Source organism: Sediminimonas qiaohouensis DSM 21189, from assembly GCF_000423645.1.
GTDB lineage: Bacteria > Pseudomonadota > Alphaproteobacteria > Rhodobacterales > Rhodobacteraceae > Sediminimonas > Sediminimonas qiaohouensis.
This window is the reverse complement of record NZ_AUIJ01000009.1, coordinates 25,204-40,631: the sequence shown is the minus strand read 5'-3', so window position 1 is coordinate 40,631 and position 15,428 is coordinate 25,204. Positions and strand designations below refer to the sequence as shown.

The window sequence follows — 15,428 nt, the reverse complement described above, 5'->3', positions numbered from 1 at the left end:
CCTTTCAAATCCCCCGCGAAATGGCTAGGTGAAGAGAAACGCACCCACAGGCTGCCAGAGATCGCCATGTCCTTTTTCGGGAAACTCAAGAATCGCATGTTCAAGTCCTCTTCGCGACTGGAAGAGGGGCTTGATGCCATCGTCGAGGAGGGCGCAGAGCCCGAAACGCCGCCCGAGCCGCCAGAGCATCCCGCGCCGCAAAAGGATCCGGAGCCCGCAACCCCGCCGCGCGAGATCCCCGCCGAGCCGGAAGAGGCCCCCGTGCCAACCCCCGGCGAAGTGCCCCTGCCCGAGCCGGAGCCGGAGGCGCCGCCGACACCGCCCGAGGTGCCCGACGCGCCGGAGGGCGGCGAGGCACAGGCGCGGGGTGGGTTGCTGGGCCGTCTGCTGGGCCGTGCGGGCGGGCGTCCGGTCATGCGCCGCACCCTTGACGACGCGATGCTCGAGCAGCTCGAAGAGCTTCTGATCACCGCCGATATGGGCGTCGATACCGCCCTGCGTGTCACCGCCAACATGGCCGAGGGGCGGATGGGCCGCAAGCTTTCGACCGACGAGATCAAGGGCCTGCTGGCCGACGAGATCACCCGCATCATGGAACCGGTGGCGCGGCCGATGCCGCTTTACCCGTCCAAGCCGCAGGTGGTGTTGGTGGTGGGGGTCAACGGCTCGGGCAAGACCACGACCATCGGCAAGCTGGCCTCGCAGTTCAAGGCCGCGGGCAAGGATGTCGTGATCGCCGCCGGCGACACGTTTCGCGCCGCCGCGGTCGAACAATTGCAGGTGTGGGGCGAACGCGCCGGCGTGCCGGTCCTGACCGCGCCCGAGGGCAGCGACCCCGCCAGCCTGGCGTTCGACGCCATGACCAAGGCCGAGGCGGACGGCGCCGATCTGCTGATGATCGACACCGCCGGTCGGCTGCAAAACCGCGCCGACCTGATGGAGGAACTCTCCAAGATCGTGCGCGTGATCCGCAAGAAAGACCCCGAGGCGCCGCATAACACGCTGCTGGTGCTGGACGCGACAACGGGGCAGAACGCCCTGCGGCAGGTCGAGATTTTCCGCGAGCTGGCCAACGTGTCGGGTCTGGTGATGACGAAACTGGACGGCACCGCACGCGGCGGCGTTCTGGTCGCGCTGGCCGATCGCTTTGGCCTGCCGATCCACGCCATCGGCGTGGGCGAACAGATCGACGATCTGGCCCCGTTCGACCCCAGGGATTTTGCAAGGGCGCTGACGGGTCTCGATGCTTGAGCTTTGCCGAACAACCGAATTTCGCGGCGATCAAATGGATATCGTCGAATTGCTGGACGTGGCGCGACTGACGCCGCCGCCGGTCGATGAGGGTGCAGACCCCGCCGCGCCCCAGCATCCGCCCTATGCCGAATGCGTGCTGCTGGACGCAGGCCGCGTGGTGGGGTTCGGGCGCCTTGTCTGGAGCGGCAGCGCGGATGAGCTACCGCAGATCCGGGATCTGGCCGTGGTGCGCGCGCATCGCACGCCGTTCATCATCCAGGCGATGGAAGAAGACCTGATTGACGAGTATGCGCTAAACGCCGAGGGCGGGGTGATCGTCCTTGATCACAGCAATCGGCAGATTGACATCTCTCCGCGCCTGCATGCGCAGATGCGGGCGCAAAGCGGGCATATCCCCGGCAGGTCGAAGGGATGAACGCGCCGCATCTCGGCCATTGCTACGGCGAACGCGGGCAAGGCCACGCGCGCGAGGCGACCGGTCGGCGCTATCGCTCGACCAGTCGCACGCCATACAGCACCAGCAAAACAATTCCCGTCGCCATAGCGGCAAGCGGCATCTGCCCCGACCCGCAAGCCAGCCCGATGGCGCCCACCAACCACATGGACGCGCCGGTGGTGATGTTGTGCACCGAGCCGCCCGAGGTGAAGATCGCTCCCGCCGCCAGAAAGGCGACGCCGGCGGTCACCGCCTCGATCAGGCGCAGGGGATCAACACGCATCGCGTCTTGTGCGCCAAAGGACAAGGCGGCCAATTGCTGGCTGACCAGGATGAACAGGCAAGCCGCCATTGAAACCAGCATGTGGGTGCGCAGCCCCGCCGGTTTCTGCTTGCTTTCGCGTTCGAGCCCGATCACCCCCCCAAAGATCAGTGCCGCAACAAGCCGCATTCCGGCAATAAGAGGCGAGACAGCACTGAACGTGCCCGACAACTCCTGGGCAATGGCGTCCACAATGTGTTGTTCCATAGCGCCCTTCCCTGACCGTTGCCCAAAACGTAGCACGATCCACCCATTTGACACGAGACGCGCGGCATGAGCGCGTGGCTCCTTTCGCTGGAAGGCACGCCGGCGGGGCATCAGCTGGCGATGGCGCTGGCCTTGCTGGCGGCGGTGCTGCACGCGGTGTTCGGCGCGCTTCAGAAGGGGCGGCACGACCCGTGGCTGACGCGCGGCGCCATCGACATCAGCTATGGCCTGATCGCGGCGCCGCTGGCGTTGTTCGTGGTGCCGTGGCCGGCGCCGAACATGTGGCCCATATTCGCGGGCGCCTTTGTCATCCACACCGCCTACAAGCTGTTGCAGGCGATGGCCTATACGCGCGGCGCCTACACGGTGGTCTACCCGGTGGTGCGCGGCACCGGGCCGCTGTTCACTGTGATCGGCGCTTGGCTGTTGTTTGGCGAAGTGTTCACGCCGGTGCAATGGCTGGGCGTGGCGGTGCTGCTGGCGGGGATCTTCGGGCTGGCCGTTTACAACCTGATCCACATCACGCTGGAGCGCGAGACGCTCAACATGGCGCTGGCGCTGGCGGTGTTCACGGGGTTGTTCGTGGCGCTCTATACCACTTATGACGCGTATGGTATCCGCGCCACGCCGGACCCGTTCACGTTCCTGATGTGGTTTTTCATGATCGACGGTGTCGCGATGCCGGTCCTGGCGGCGCTGCGCTGGCGGTCGATGGCGCCGCCGGTGCGCCCGCCGTTGCCTCCGCTGATGGCGCGCGGGGCGATCGGCGCGGTGGTCGCGTTCTTCAGCTTCGGCGCGGTGATGATGGCGACACGGCTGGACAAGGTCGGCGAGGCGGCGGTACTGCGCGAGACCTCGACCGTGTTCGCGGCGCTGATCGGGTGGCTGGTGCTGCGCGAAACGGTGGGCCCGCGCCGGATCGCGCTGATGTCGCTGATTGCGCTCGGCGCGATAATCGTAGAAATGGGTGGCTGAAGGAAAGGCGTGACCATGAGCCGAGACAAGATCAACCCGATGCTCAAGACCGGCCTGGAACTGGGGCCGATCGTGGTGTTTTTCGTGGCTTACGTGCTGCTCAAGGACAACGTCTATAGCATAGGCGGGCGGACCTATGACGGGTTCATATTGGTCACGGCCGGGTTCATCCCGCTGCTAACCCTCACCACGGCGGCGCTGTGGCGGCTCACAGGCAAGCTATCGAAGATGCAGCTTGTCACGCTGGTGCTGGTGATCGTGTTCGGCGGGTTGTCGGTGTGGCTGAACGATGATCGCTTTTTCAAGATGAAGCCGACGATGATCTACCTGATCTTCGGCGGCATCCTTGGCGCGGGGCTGCTGCGCGGGCGGTCCTACCTGCAATCGGTGATGGACGAGGTCATGCCGCTGCAGCGCGAGGGATGGATGATCCTGACGCGGCGGCTGATGATCTTTTTCTTCGCACTGGCCATCGCCAACGAGGCGGTCTGGCGCCTGATGAGCACCGAAGCGTGGGTCTATTTCAAGACCTTCGGCCTGTCGGCGGCGGTGTTCGGGTTTTTCATCACGCAAGGGCGCGTGTTTTCCGATTATGGCATCGACGAGGGCGGCGGCGGCGACAAGTAACGCCGCCTATTTCTGACCGAACAGCACCTTTTGCGCGGCCTTGTCCTGCTGCAGGTTGCCGCGTTTCTCGGCAAACAGGGCGCGACCGGCCTGCACGCCGGGGCGCGCGCCCACCTGGTCAAGCCAGCGGGCAAGGTTGGGCTTGTCGTCCAGCGTCTGCTCCTGCCCCTCCCACAGCGAAGCCCAAGGCCAGATCGCCATGTCCGCGATGGAATAGAAATCGCCCGCCACGTAGTCGTTCGCGGCCAGTTGCCCATCCAGCACGCGCAGCAGGCGCGCGGTCTCACCCCGGTAACGGTCCTTGGCATACGGTAGGTCCTGCGGCGGGTCCATCGCGGGCGCGTATTTCAGGAAATGATGCGCCTGCCCCGCCATCGGGCCCAGCCCGCCCATCTGCCACATCAACCACTGATCAACGGCGATGCGGGCGCGCTCGTTGGGGCCGGTGAACAGGCCCGTCTTGCGCGCGAGGTATTGCAGGATCGCGCCGGATTCGAAGATCGAGATCGGTTCCCCGTCCGGGCCATCGGGATCAATGATCGCGGGCATCTTGTTGTTGGGCGAGATCGCCAAAAACTCTGGCTTGAACTGATCACCGGCGCCGAGATCGACGAGGTGCACGGTGTACGGCAGGGCCATCTCTTCGAGGGCAATGGAGATTTTCCAGCCGTTCGGCGTGGGCCAATAATAGAGATTGATCGGCGCTTGGGTCATCGGGTGTCCTCTCGGGCTGCGGCGGTGCTCGCCTGGGGGCCATGATGGCGCATTTGCGCCCGCGTGCAAGGGGGCCACACCGCCCGTCGCCCTGCGCGACGGTGTTGACCCGGCGACGTGGCGGGCATATCAGACGGGCGTGGTGAGTTGTGACCGGATTGCGGGCCACGTTAAAGAATCCGCTAAAGAGGCGAAGCACGAAGGAGCCCCCTTTCGCTTGGCCGCGACCGGGGGTTTTTTCATGGGCGGGCGGCAAACGCGCCCTGCCCCAAGGAGTGAGAGCGATGACAGATGGCTGGAAAGCACGCACAAAGGCAGTGCATGGCGGCACCCGCCGCAGCCAGTATGGCGAGGTAAGCGAGGCGCTGTTCCTGACGCAGGGCTTTGTCTATGACAGCGCCGAAGCGGCCGAGGCCCGGTTTATCGAGTCCGGCCCGGACGAGTTCATCTATGCACGCTACGGCAACCCGACCGTGGCCATGTTCGAAGAGCGGATCGCGGCGCTGGAGGGTGCCGAGGACGCCTTTGCCACCGCCAGCGGCATGGCGGCGGTGAACGGGGTGCTGACGGCGCTGCTGCGCGCGGGCGATCACGTGGTGGCGGCGAAGGCGCTGTTCGGCTCGTGCCTGTATATCCTCGAGGAAATCCTGCCGCGCTTTGGCGTTGAGGTTACTTTCGTGGACGGTGTGGACCTTGACCAATGGCGCGCGGCGGTGCGCCCGGACACGCGCGCGGTGTTCTTCGAGACGATTTCGAACCCGACGCTTGAGGTGATCGACATCGCGGCGGTGGCCGAGATCGCGCATGCCGCGAGTGCGGCGGTGATCGTGGACAACGTCTTTGCCACGCCGGTTTATTCGCGTGCCCTATCGCAGGGCGCCGACGTGGTGGTCTATTCCGCGACCAAGCACATCGATGGGCAGGGGCGCACGCTTGGCGGTGTGATCCTTGGCAGCCGCGAGTTCATTCGCGGCACGGTTGAGCCCTACATGAAGCATACCGGCGGCTCGATGTCGCCGTTCACCGCGTGGGTGATGCTCAAGGGGCTGGAGACGCTGCATTTGCGGGTACGCGCACAGGCCCGCACCGCCGTGCAACTGGCCGAGGCGCTGGATGGCCGCGATGAGCTGTCTCGGATGATCTACCCCGGCCATATCAGCCACCCGCAGCACGCGCTGTGCGATGCGCAGATGGGCGCCGGCGGAACGGTTATCGCGCTGGACCTGGCGGCGGGGCAAAAGGCGGCGTTCGCGTTTTTGAACGCGCTGTCGGTCGTGGTGATCTCGAACAACCTGGGCGATGCCAAATCCATCGCGACGCACCCGGCCACCACAACGCATCAACGCCTCCCCGAGGCCCGCAAGCAAGAGCTTGGCATCACGCCGGGCCTGATACGGCTAAGCGTGGGGCTTGAGGATGCGCAGGACCTGATCGCGGACATCACCGCCGCGCTGGACGTAGCGCGCGGAAATTCATGATCCGAAATGTCGTTTCCCGCGTAATTTCCTTCGAGATTGGAAAATGATCGCCTTCAGCATAAGTTATGAGGCGAGAGCACGCGAAAGGGCCCGAGATGAACATCCACTCGCCTGAGATTGATCGCCAACCTGACCACGACGACGCCGCCGAGGCGCTTGAACGGTTGCGGACCTGGGCCGCGCAGGCCACCGAGCAGGAGATTGCCGCGCTCGATCCGGCGCTGCTGCAGCTACTTGCGCCCAAGGGCAAGGCACCCGGGCCGGCCTATCCGGAACTGGTGCGCAGCTACCCCGAGAAGTTCGTCGCCAGCGACGCCTACAAGGCGACAATGCCAGACCTGCAAAACGGCCCCGCCAGCCTGATCCGCGGGGCGCGCCAGCAGATACAGCATGTCGGCATCTCGAATTTCCGGCTTCCGATCCGGTTTCACACCCGCGACAACGGCGATCTGTCGCTTGAGGCGCGTGTGACCGGCACGGTCAGCCTTGAGGCCGACAAAAAGGGCATCAACATGTCCCGGATCATGCGCTCGTTCTACAAGCACTCGGAAAAAACCTTTAGTTTCGGGGTGATCGAGGCGGCACTTGACGATTACAAGGCCGATCTTGGCAGTCTTGATGCGCGGATCCAGATGCGCCTGTCCTACCCGGTCAAGGTGCCATCGCTGCGCTCGGGGCTGGAGGGGTACCAGTATTACGATATCGCGCTGGAGCTGATCGAAACCGGAGGTCAGCGCAAGAAGATCCTGCATCTGGACTATGTCTATTCCTCGACCTGCCCCTGTTCGCTGGAGCTGAGCGAGCACGCCCGGCGCGAGCGCCTTCAACTGGCGACGCCGCATTCGCAGCGCTCGGTAGCGCGCCTGTCGGTGGTGATAGAAGGGGCGCAACTTCTGTGGTTCGAGGACATGATCGACATGGCGCGCACAGCGGTGCCGACCGAGACGCAGGTCATGGTCAAGCGCGAGGACGAGCAGGCCTTTGCCGAACTGAACGCCGCCAACCCGATCTTTGTCGAGGACGCGGCGCGCCTTTTCTGCGATCAGCTCAAGCGCGACGCGCGGGTCGGGGATTTCCGCGTGATCGCCAGCCATCAGGAAAGCCTGCACAGCCACGACGCCGTCAGCATCCTGACCGAGGGACCGACCTTCGCGTCAGAGAGCCTCGACCCGAGGCTTTTCTCGACGCTGTTCCATGTCGGCTGATGCCGCAATGCAGAAAGCGCAGGCCTGACTTGCGTTTTTAGCAGTGGTAATGGGCATTTATGGGAACTATCTGGGCCATATTACGACCCGCCGAAAATCTAGCATACAGGTGCCCCATGCCGATACACAGCACGACCTACACCATGGATATCTTCGACTATGCCGCTGCGTTCATCAGTGGCATCAGGCTGGGTATTGTCCGTACCATCGATCACCTCGCCGATCGCTAAGCGGATAGGCATCGTCCCTCGCGATGCTTCCACCCATGCACGACAGGCCGCCCCCGCCGGGGCGGCCTTTTGCGTTTGTGGGGTGTGCCGCATGGGTGCATGCGCTCCATGCAAGCCTGATATACCCGATTGGGCATTGTAACGTCATACACGCTGACCTACCTTCAAGCGCATGGGAGGAAACCAGACAAGGTCAAGCGAGGTTTCCAAATGACGACGCAAACAACTGATATCACCTTTGAAAAATCCGCCCTGAAAACGGCGTTCGACGCAGTGTTGAACGCAATCGGCCGGGGCATTCGCAACTACATGCATCAACGCTCGCGCGTCGATCAGATCGAGGCGCTGCAGGCCAAGTCCGATGCCGAGTTGGAACGCATGGGCGTGGCCCGGGACGACATCGCGCGCTACGTGTTCCGCGATACCTTCTATATCTGAGCGCTACACGGGGCGCGGCGGCCAGTGATGGCGGCGCCCCGGCGCGCCCGCCCGGCCCCGCGGGCAGCGCCCCCGGCCCCGAGCATTTTTCGCGCCCCGGCTGTGCGAACGCTCTGGTCAAGCGGCGCGGGGATAAGGCACACTGCGCGCATGAAACACATCGCCCTCGCGCTCGTCTTTCTGCTCGTGCCCCTGCCCGCCTTGGCGCAAGACAGCCTTGATGCCGGCGAATTCGATGCATACACGCGCGGCAAGACATTCTACTACGGCACCGAATCTGAGCCCTATGGCGCCGAGGAATACCTGCCGAACCGGCGGGTGCGCTGGTCGTTCCTGGATGGCAAATGCAAGGCCGGGCGCTGGTACCAGCAGAACGATCAGATCTGTTTTGTCTACGAGGACAACCCGACGCCGCAATGCTGGAGCTTTTACAAGGGACCCGATGGGCTGGTGGCGCGGTTCGAAAACGATCCGGCGCAAACCACCCTCTACGAGGTCGAGCAATCCACCGAACCGATGACATGCCTTGGCCCCGAGGTGGGCGTTTGATGCCCCTTCGCCAGCAGGAAACACCACCCGCATGCTGTTTTTCAACCTTGCCACGCTGACGCCCGTTGCGCTTCTGTCGATCGCGGCGCTGCGCGGCGGGGCGTGGGTGCTGGCGGCGCTATTGTGGATCACGGTGGTGACATGGGCGATGGATCACCTGATCGCGCGGGCCGCCGCGCGCGCGGCCCCCGGCACCGAGTTTCCCAGCGGCGATTGGCTGGCGATTGCCTTGGGGGGCGCGCATCTGCTGCTTCTGGCGCTGGCCGTTTGGGCAGTTGGCGGGCCAAGCGACCACGGCGGATGGGAACGGGCGGGCCTGTGGGCGGCGTTCGGCCTTTTCTTCGGGCAGGTCGGCCATCCCAATGCACATGAGTTGATCCACAAATCCACCCGCTGGCGGCGGGCGCTTGGCAAGGCGATCTACGCCGCGCTGCTGTTCGGGCATCACGCTTCGGCACATGTGCGGGTGCATCACCTGCATGCGGCCACGGCGCAAGACCCCAATTCGGCCCCCGCGGGGCAAGGGTTCTGGCGATTCGCGGCGCGGGCATGGCCGGGCTCGGCCATCGCCGGATGGCGCGCCGAGACGGCCCTGCGCGCCCGCGCCAGAACCCCGCGCCGGTGGTGGAGCCATCCCTATATGGGCCATATCGGCGGGGCTATCGCGACCGTGCTGATCGCGGCGCTTATCGCCGGGGGCGGCGGCGTTCTGGCGCTGCTGGCGCTGGCGGGCTATGCTCAGTTGCAAATATTGCTGTCGGACTACGTGCAACACTACGGGCTGCGGCGCGCCACGCGCGATAACGGCCAGCTTGAGCCGGTCGGCCCGCAGCATTCATGGAACGCGCCGCAGTTCTGGTCGTCGGCGATAATGCTCAACGCGCCGCGCCATTCCGATCACCACCTCAACCCCGCGCGCCCGTTTCCCGCGCTGCGCCTTGGGGACAACATGCCGGTATTGCCCCATTCGTTACCGGTGATGGCGGTGATCGCGCTTTGGCCGCGCCTGTGGCGCCGGGTGATGGATCACCGGCTGGCGCGTTGGCAATCCGCAGGCTAGCTCAGTTCCCCTTAACCACCGGCAGCAGGGCTGCGGCGACGCGCCGCCCTTCGGACAGCAGGACGTTGTAGGTGCGCGCGGCGGCGGGCGAACTCATGACCTCAAGGCCGATGCCCGCCTCTTCTACAGCGTTGCGAAACTCGGCGGGCAAATGCGCGATCTCGTCGCCCATACCGACAAAGATCACGTCGGCCTGCTCGGCCAGCGCGATCAGCGGCTCGGCATCCGATAGCCCGCTCCAGCCCTGCGCGCGCTCGGCAGTGACGATCACCGCGCCCTCGACCACCTGGCCGCCGACCCGGAAAAACCCGGGGCCGTAGCCATCGATCGGCACCACGCCGGAAAAGTTGATCTCATTGAGTTCCATCTCGCCTCCTTGCCGAGTTTAACCGAAGGCATCCCATACCGGCAATCCACCCATGGCCGACATCACGATCAGGCCATAGCCCGCCGCCTGGTATAGGCGCGCCCGTTCGGGGCGGAAAATAGCGGCGCCCGTCACGTTGCCAATCACATTTGGCACCGCCAACATCAACCCGATTACCACCGCCGCGCCCTCGATCCGCCCTTGCACGGCCAGCACCGCCAGCAGCAGCAGCGTGTAGGCGAACAGGAACAGCATGTTGTTGGCCCGCACGATGCGAACCGGATCGCCCGTCGCCATGTACAAAAGGATCACCGGCGGCCCCGACAGGCCCGACACGCCCCCCAGGAACCCAGCCGAGAGCCCCGTGCCCAGCAATAGCCCCTGCCCTGGCGTGCGGCGCAGGCGCACCCCCGTCATCAGGGTGAACGGCACCGAAAGCGCCACGATCGATACGGCATAACGAAACACCACGGGCGACACCGCATAGAGCACCGACAACCCCACCGGCAAGGCCACCGCCGTCCCCGCCAGCAGCCAACCCAGATCGCCCATGCGCCCGTCGCGCACGGCGCGGCGCAAGTTGGGAAGCGGACCAAAGGCATCCATCACCACCAGCGCAATCAGCGCCCAAACCGGCGACAGGAACAGCGCCGCCACCGGCAGGAACACCATCGCGGTGCCAAAGCCCGCAAAGCCGCGCACGGCCCCGGCGGCAAACGCCCCCAGCATCAGCCACACCAGCCCGTCATGGGCCAGCGCGGCACTGATCGCTTCAGGCATCCACGTTGGCGAACTGGTTCCCGGCGTTGGCGTCGGGCTTGGACCAGTCGCGCTTGACCCCAAGCTTGAGCAGGATCGCGGAGGCCACGAACACCGAGCTGTAGGTGCCGACGATCACCCCCCAGAGCATCGCGAACACGAAGCCCCGGATCACGTCGCCGCCCAGCACGATCAAAGAGACCAGCGCGATCAGCGTCGTGACCGAGGTCATCACCGTGCGGCTCAGGGTTTCGTTGATCGAGATGTTCATCACGTCCTTGAGCGGCTTTTTCTTGTACTTGCGCAGGTTCTCGCGCACCCGGTCAAAGACGACCACGGTATCGTTCAGCGAATAGCCCACGATCGTCAGAAGCGCCGCGATGATCGCCAGGTCGAACTGTATCTGCAACTCGGAAAACACGCCGATGGTCAGGACCACGTCGTGCACCAGTGCCGCCACCGCGCCGAGGGCGAACTGCCATTCGAACCGCAGCCAGATGTAAACAAGCACCGCCGATATCGCCAGCAACACCGCGATCACGGCGGTCTGGATCAACTCGCCCGACACTTTCGGGCCGACCGATTCCACCGACAGGAACCGGATATCGGGCACCGCCTCGCGCAGGGCCGCCTCGACCTCGGCCACCACCTCGGCGGTCACGGCCTCTTGGCCCTCCTGCGCCTGGATGCGCACCATGGCGACGTTCTGATCGGGGCCGAAGGTGGGATCGAACACCTCGCTGATGGAAATATCGCCCAGGCCCAGGCTCCCGACCGCGTCGCGATACTCGGCGATGTCGATCGTCTCGGCGCTTTCGGTGCGGATGGTGGTGCCGCCGCGGAAGTCGATGCCGAAATTCAACCCCTGCAAGAGGAACGAAATCAGTGCCAGCACCATCAATACCCCGGAAATCCCCAGCGTCAGCGTCGGGCGGGCGAAGAAATCCCAGTTGGTGTTCTGGGGGACGAGTTTCAGGCGCATCTCACACCTCCAGCTTTTTGGGGCGGCGGCGCTCGAACCAGATCACCATGATCAACCGCGTGACGAAAATCGCCGTGAAAACCGACGTCAGAATGCCCAGCCCCAGCGTGATGGCAAAGCCCCGCACCGGACCCGAGCCCATGGCGAACAGGATCACCGCCGTGATGAAGGTGGTGATGTTGGCGTCCAGAATGGCCGAAAGCGCCTTTTCATAGCCCAGCTCGATCGCGCGGGAGGGGCCCTTGGCGGTGCGCGCCTCTTCGCGGATGCGCTCGAACACCAGTACATTGGCATCCACCGCCATCCCGATGGTCAGGACGATCCCCGCGATCCCCGGCAGTGTCAGCGTCGCCCCGATGAGCGACAGCAGGCCAAAGATCAGCCCGACATTGAGCAGCAGCGCGGCATTGGCAAACAGCCCGAACGTGCCATAGCTCAGCACCATGAACACCAGCACCGCTATGAAGGCCACGATGCAGGCGATCTTGCCCGCCTCGATGCTATCGGCGCCCAGTTCCGGCCCGATGGTCCGCTCCTCGAGGAAGATCAGCTCCGCCGGCAGCGCGCCCGCGCGCAGAAGCACGGCAAGCTGGGTGCTTTCCTCGACGGTGAAATCGCCCGTGATGATGCCCGATCCGCCGGGAATGTGGCTTTGGATCACGGGGGCGCTGATCACCTCGTCGTCAAGGACGATGGCAAAGGGGTTGCCGATGTTCTCGGCGGTGTAATCGCCGAACTTGCGCGCGCCGGACGTGTTGAACCGGAAATTCACCGCCGGCTGACCGTTCTGATCGAACGAGGGTTGCGCATCCACCAAGGCTTCGCCGCTGACGACCGGGGCGCGTTCAAGGATATAATACTGCCCCGGCGTATCCAGCGATGGCAGCACCTCGTTGCCCGCGCCCGGCGAGGCATCCTTGTCCGAGGTGCGGCTGACCACCGGCTGAAACGTCAGTTGCGCGGTGGTGCCGATGATTTCCTTCAACTCCGCCGCCGATCCCACGCCGGGCACCTGGATCAGGATGCGGTCAGAGCCCTGCCGCTGAATCGTGGGCTCGCGCGTGCCGACCTCGTCGATGCGGCGGCGTACGATCTCCAGCGCCTGCTTGACGGTGCGCTCATCTGTGGCGCGGCGCTCGGCCTCGCTCAGGCGCACGACAACGTCGGCGCCGTCGGTTGATACCTCGATATCGCTGGCCCCGGCGCCCGTGACGCTGGTCACGGGCCGGGCAAGGCCGCGCACGATCTCGGCTGCGGCCTGCACCTGGTCGGGGTTCTGGTTCAACCGCACGCGCAACGTGTCCGGCTCCGAGGGTTGCAGGCGGATCGTGCCGATGCGATCGCGTTCCTCGCGCAGCAGGTCGCGCACCTCGGGCCACATCGCCTGCAGCCGGGTCTCGTATACGTCCTCGACCTGCACCTCGGCCAGCAGATGCGCGCCGCCGCGCAAATCCAGCCCCAGGTTCACCAGCCCCGAGGGCAGGAACGCCGGCCACATCGCCGCCTGCTCCCTGAGCGCGGGATCGCTGGCGCCGGTCTCGATCGCGGCGGTCGCGTCGTTCGCGGTTTCAACGCGGGTGTAGAAGGCATTGGGCAGCGCCAGCAACAGCCCGAGCGCGCAAAGCGCCCAGATCACCACCCGTTTCCAGAGGTCGATTTGCAGCATGACGCCTGCCTTTTCAGTAAGTTAGGATTCGGCCGGCTCGGTCTTGCTGGTCACCTGGGCAACGGTGGATTTGACCACGCGCACCTTGATGTCCTTGGCCAGTTCCACCTCGATCTCGTTGTCGTCCTTGACCTTGGTCACCTTGCCGATCAGTCCGCCTTGCGTGACCACCTGATCACCGCGGCGCAGCGCCTCGACCATCTTCTGGTGATCCTTCAGTTTCTTCTGCTGCGGCCGGATCAAAAGGAAATACATGATCACGAAAATCAGGATAAGGGGAATGAACTGTCCAACGGCTTCCATAGGGTCTGTCCTTTTGTTGCACCCGGCGGCAGGGGCAGACCCCCCGCGAATTGGCCGGAACCTATGGCCGCGATGGCACATTTGCAAGACGCGAAAGCGTACGCAACGTCCGGATCGTACGGGAGAAGCGTACAAATGCGCGCGCGGCTTGACCTGCAGGCGGGACCCGCGCCTTGACGAGACTCAGTATCCGCCCGAATAGCGCCGAGAGGCGCCGGGCGAGCGGTCATGCCACAGGCATGCTTCCAGCATGACCCGTCCCGGCGGGCTGGCGCTTTGGCGGACGGGCACTGCCATTGATCCGTTGGAGGCATGTGGCGGGATAAAGCGCGCAGCCAAAGCGTTGCTGCGCCATCCCACGGGCAGGCGCGCGCCCGGCTTGCGCTATAATGTCACCGCCTGTGTGTGGCCCGCACGCGGTCTGACGCCCACCCTACACTCGGCGCGAAAACTGTTGCATAAGACCGGGCAAAGCCGACTCATCAACAGGGGCCACCCCATGCACGACATTCGCGCCATTCGAGACAACCCTGACGCCCTTGACGCCGCCCTTGCCCGCCGGGGCGAGGCGCCCGCCGCCGCCGAGATCGTCGCGCTGGACGAGGCGCGCCGCGCCAAGATCCACGCCGCCGAAACCGCGCAGGCCGAACAGAACAAGGCCTCCAAGGAGGTCGGGCGCGCCAAGGCCTCGGGCGACGAGGCCGAGTTCGAGCGCCTGCGCGCGCTGGTCTCCGACAAAAAGACCGAGGTCGCCAACATGCAGGCCGAGGCCAAGGAGCTGGACCGCGCATTGACCGAGCGGCTGATGACCGTGCCCAACACGCCGCTGCCGGACGTGCCCGACGGCGCCGACGAGGACGACAATGTCGAGCTGCGCCGCCACGGCACGCCGCGCGCCTTTGATTTCACCCCGCGCGAGCATTACGACATCGCCGGCGTGAAACCGGGGATGGATTTCGAAACCGCGGCCAAGCTCAGCGGCTCGCGCTTCGTGGTGCTGTCGGGCGCGGTGGCGCGCATCCACCGGGCGCTGGCGCAGTTCATGCTGGACGTGCACGTTGACGAGAACGCCCTGCGCGAGACATGGACGCCGGTGCTGGTGGTGGACGAAATGATGCGCGGCACCGGGCAGTTGCCCAAGTTCGGCGAGGACAGCTACCAAACGCGCGAGGGCTGGTGGCTGGTGCCCACGGCCGAGGTGACGCTAACCAACACGGTGGCGGGCCTGACGCTGGAGGCGGGCGATCTGCCGAGCCGGATGGTGGCGCATACGCAATGCTTCCGCTCCGAAGCGGGCAGCGCCGGGCGCGATACCGCCGGCATGCTGCGCCAGCACCAGTTCGAAAAGGTCGAGATGGTCTCGATCACCCACCCCGACAGCAGCGAGGCCGAGCACGCACGCATGACCCGCGCCGCCGAGGATATCCTTGAGCGGCTTGAGCTGCCCTATCGCACGGTGGTCCTGTGCACCGGCGACATGGGTTTTGGCGCGACGCGCACCCACGATATCGAGGTGTGGCTGCCCGGGCAGGATAGCTACCGCGAGATCAGTTCCGTCTCGGTCTGCGGCGATTTCCAGGCCCGGCGCATGAACGCCCGGTTCAAACCCGAGGACGGCGGCAAGCCGCAATTCGTGCACACGCTCAACGGCTCGGGGCTGGCAGTGGGACGGTGCCTGATCGCGGTGCTGGAGAACGGCCAGCAGGCCGATGGATCGGTCGATCTGCCCTCTGCGCTGCACCCTTACTTGCGTGGCAAGACGCGGCTGACGGCGGGCGGCACCCTGGCCTGAACCGCGCGCGCCCCTTGCCCTACCTGCGCCCGCGCTTATCTTGGGGGAAGGCAAGGAAGGATCG

Annotated in this window: 17 protein-coding genes and 1 riboswitch; of the genes, 10 read left to right on the top strand and 7 right to left on the bottom strand. The window is 65.1% G+C overall.

Translation table 11 applies throughout. The features are described from left to right. Positions 1 to 66 precede the first annotated feature (66 nt). Complete coding sequence (ftsY, locus tag G568_RS0109310) at positions 67 to 1,251, top strand: signal recognition particle-docking protein FtsY (RefSeq protein ID WP_026757768.1); 1,185 nt, start codon at positions 67 to 69, stop codon at positions 1,249 to 1,251. Further along, entirely contained in the window at positions 1,244 to 1,669 is a 426-nt protein-coding gene (locus tag G568_RS0109305) for a hypothetical protein (protein WP_026757767.1), read from the top strand. The genes ftsY and G568_RS0109305 overlap by 8 nt, the downstream gene beginning before the upstream one ends. 70 nt (positions 1,670 to 1,739) lie before the next feature. On the opposite strand, the gene G568_RS0109300 is transcribed toward G568_RS0109305, so the two are convergent. Further along, entirely contained in the window at positions 1,740 to 2,219 is a 480-nt protein-coding gene (locus G568_RS0109300; protein ID WP_245582923.1) for an MgtC/SapB family protein, read from the bottom strand. 66 nt (positions 2,220 to 2,285) lie between these two features. On the opposite strand from G568_RS0109300, the gene G568_RS0109295 reads away from it, so the two are divergent. Both G568_RS0109295 and G568_RS0109290 read left to right on the top strand, forming a co-directional pair. Further along, complete coding sequence (locus G568_RS0109295) at positions 2,286 to 3,194, top strand: EamA family transporter (RefSeq protein ID WP_026757765.1); 909 nt, start codon at positions 2,286 to 2,288, stop codon at positions 3,192 to 3,194. Between the two features lie 15 nt (positions 3,195 to 3,209). Continuing rightward, positions 3,210 to 3,821 carry an inner membrane-spanning protein YciB gene (locus tag G568_RS0109290; RefSeq protein WP_026757764.1) on the top strand — a complete coding sequence of 204 codons (612 nt, stop codon included), beginning with the start codon at positions 3,210 to 3,212 and terminating at the stop codon, positions 3,819 to 3,821. Positions 3,822 to 3,827: 6 nt separating this feature from the next. On the opposite strand, the gene G568_RS0109285 is transcribed toward G568_RS0109290, so the two are convergent. After that, positions 3,828 to 4,535 carry a glutathione S-transferase N-terminal domain-containing protein gene (locus G568_RS0109285; protein ID WP_026757763.1) on the bottom strand — a complete coding sequence of 236 codons (708 nt, stop codon included), beginning with the start codon at positions 4,533 to 4,535 and terminating at the stop codon, positions 3,828 to 3,830. A gap of 129 nt (positions 4,536 to 4,664) precedes the next feature. Further along, positions 4,665 to 4,742, top strand: a riboswitch (SAM riboswitch). Between the two features lie 77 nt (positions 4,743 to 4,819). Between G568_RS0109285 and metZ the strand changes: the two genes are divergently transcribed. The 5 genes from metZ to G568_RS0109255 all read left to right on the top strand — a co-directional run bounded on the left by metZ (position 4,820) and on the right by G568_RS0109255 (position 9,495). After that, the gene (gene metZ / locus G568_RS0109280) at positions 4,820 to 6,013 is read left to right on the top strand and encodes an O-succinylhomoserine sulfhydrylase (RefSeq protein ID WP_026757762.1); all 1,194 of its coding nucleotides are present in this window, start codon (positions 4,820 to 4,822) and stop codon (positions 6,011 to 6,013) included. A gap of 95 nt (positions 6,014 to 6,108) precedes the next feature. Next, positions 6,109 to 7,218, top strand: a complete 1,110-nt coding sequence (gene folE2 / locus G568_RS0109275; protein WP_026757761.1) for a GTP cyclohydrolase FolE2 — start codon at positions 6,109 to 6,111, stop codon at positions 7,216 to 7,218. A 440-nt stretch (positions 7,219 to 7,658) separates the two neighbouring features. Next, positions 7,659 to 7,886 carry a hypothetical protein gene (locus G568_RS0109265; RefSeq protein ID WP_026757760.1) on the top strand — a complete coding sequence of 76 codons (228 nt, stop codon included), beginning with the start codon at positions 7,659 to 7,661 and terminating at the stop codon, positions 7,884 to 7,886. A gap of 150 nt (positions 7,887 to 8,036) precedes the next feature. Beyond that, positions 8,037 to 8,435 (top strand): hypothetical protein, encoded by a 399-nt coding sequence (locus G568_RS0109260; protein ID WP_026757759.1) that lies wholly within the window; start codon positions 8,037 to 8,039, stop codon positions 8,433 to 8,435. Positions 8,436 to 8,466: 31 nt separating this feature from the next. Further along, positions 8,467 to 9,495 (top strand): alkane 1-monooxygenase, encoded by a 1,029-nt coding sequence (locus tag G568_RS0109255; protein WP_026757758.1) that lies wholly within the window; start codon positions 8,467 to 8,469, stop codon positions 9,493 to 9,495. A gap of 1 nt (position 9,496) precedes the next feature. Here the strand turns inward: G568_RS0109255 and G568_RS0109250 are convergent, their stop codons facing one another. The 5 genes from G568_RS0109250 to yajC are packed head-to-tail and all read right to left on the bottom strand — an operon-like array spanning position 9,497 to position 13,572. Continuing rightward, positions 9,497 to 9,862, bottom strand: coding sequence for an Mth938-like domain-containing protein (locus G568_RS0109250; RefSeq protein WP_026757757.1), 366 nt, complete (start codon positions 9,860 to 9,862; stop codon positions 9,497 to 9,499). An 18-nt stretch (positions 9,863 to 9,880) separates the two neighbouring features. Then, entirely contained in the window at positions 9,881 to 10,642 is a 762-nt protein-coding gene (locus G568_RS0109245) for a sulfite exporter TauE/SafE family protein (RefSeq protein WP_026757756.1), read from the bottom strand. Continuing rightward, positions 10,635 to 11,603, bottom strand: a complete 969-nt coding sequence (secF, locus tag G568_RS0109240) for a protein translocase subunit SecF (protein ID WP_026757755.1) — start codon at positions 11,601 to 11,603, stop codon at positions 10,635 to 10,637. The genes G568_RS0109245 and secF overlap by 8 nt, the downstream gene beginning before the upstream one ends. A 1-nt stretch (position 11,604) precedes the next feature. After that, positions 11,605 to 13,269 carry a protein translocase subunit SecD gene (gene secD / locus G568_RS0109235; RefSeq protein WP_026757754.1) on the bottom strand — a complete coding sequence of 555 codons (1,665 nt, stop codon included), beginning with the start codon at positions 13,267 to 13,269 and terminating at the stop codon, positions 11,605 to 11,607. A gap of 21 nt (positions 13,270 to 13,290) precedes the next feature. Next, complete coding sequence (gene yajC, locus G568_RS0109230) at positions 13,291 to 13,572, bottom strand: preprotein translocase subunit YajC (protein WP_026757753.1); 282 nt, start codon at positions 13,570 to 13,572, stop codon at positions 13,291 to 13,293. 499 nt (positions 13,573 to 14,071) lie between these two features. Here yajC and serS point away from each other — a divergent pair, with 499 nt between their 5' ends. After that, the gene (serS, locus tag G568_RS0109225) at positions 14,072 to 15,364 is read left to right on the top strand and encodes a serine--tRNA ligase (RefSeq protein ID WP_026757752.1); all 1,293 of its coding nucleotides are present in this window, start codon (positions 14,072 to 14,074) and stop codon (positions 15,362 to 15,364) included. Positions 15,365 to 15,428 lie beyond the last annotated feature (64 nt).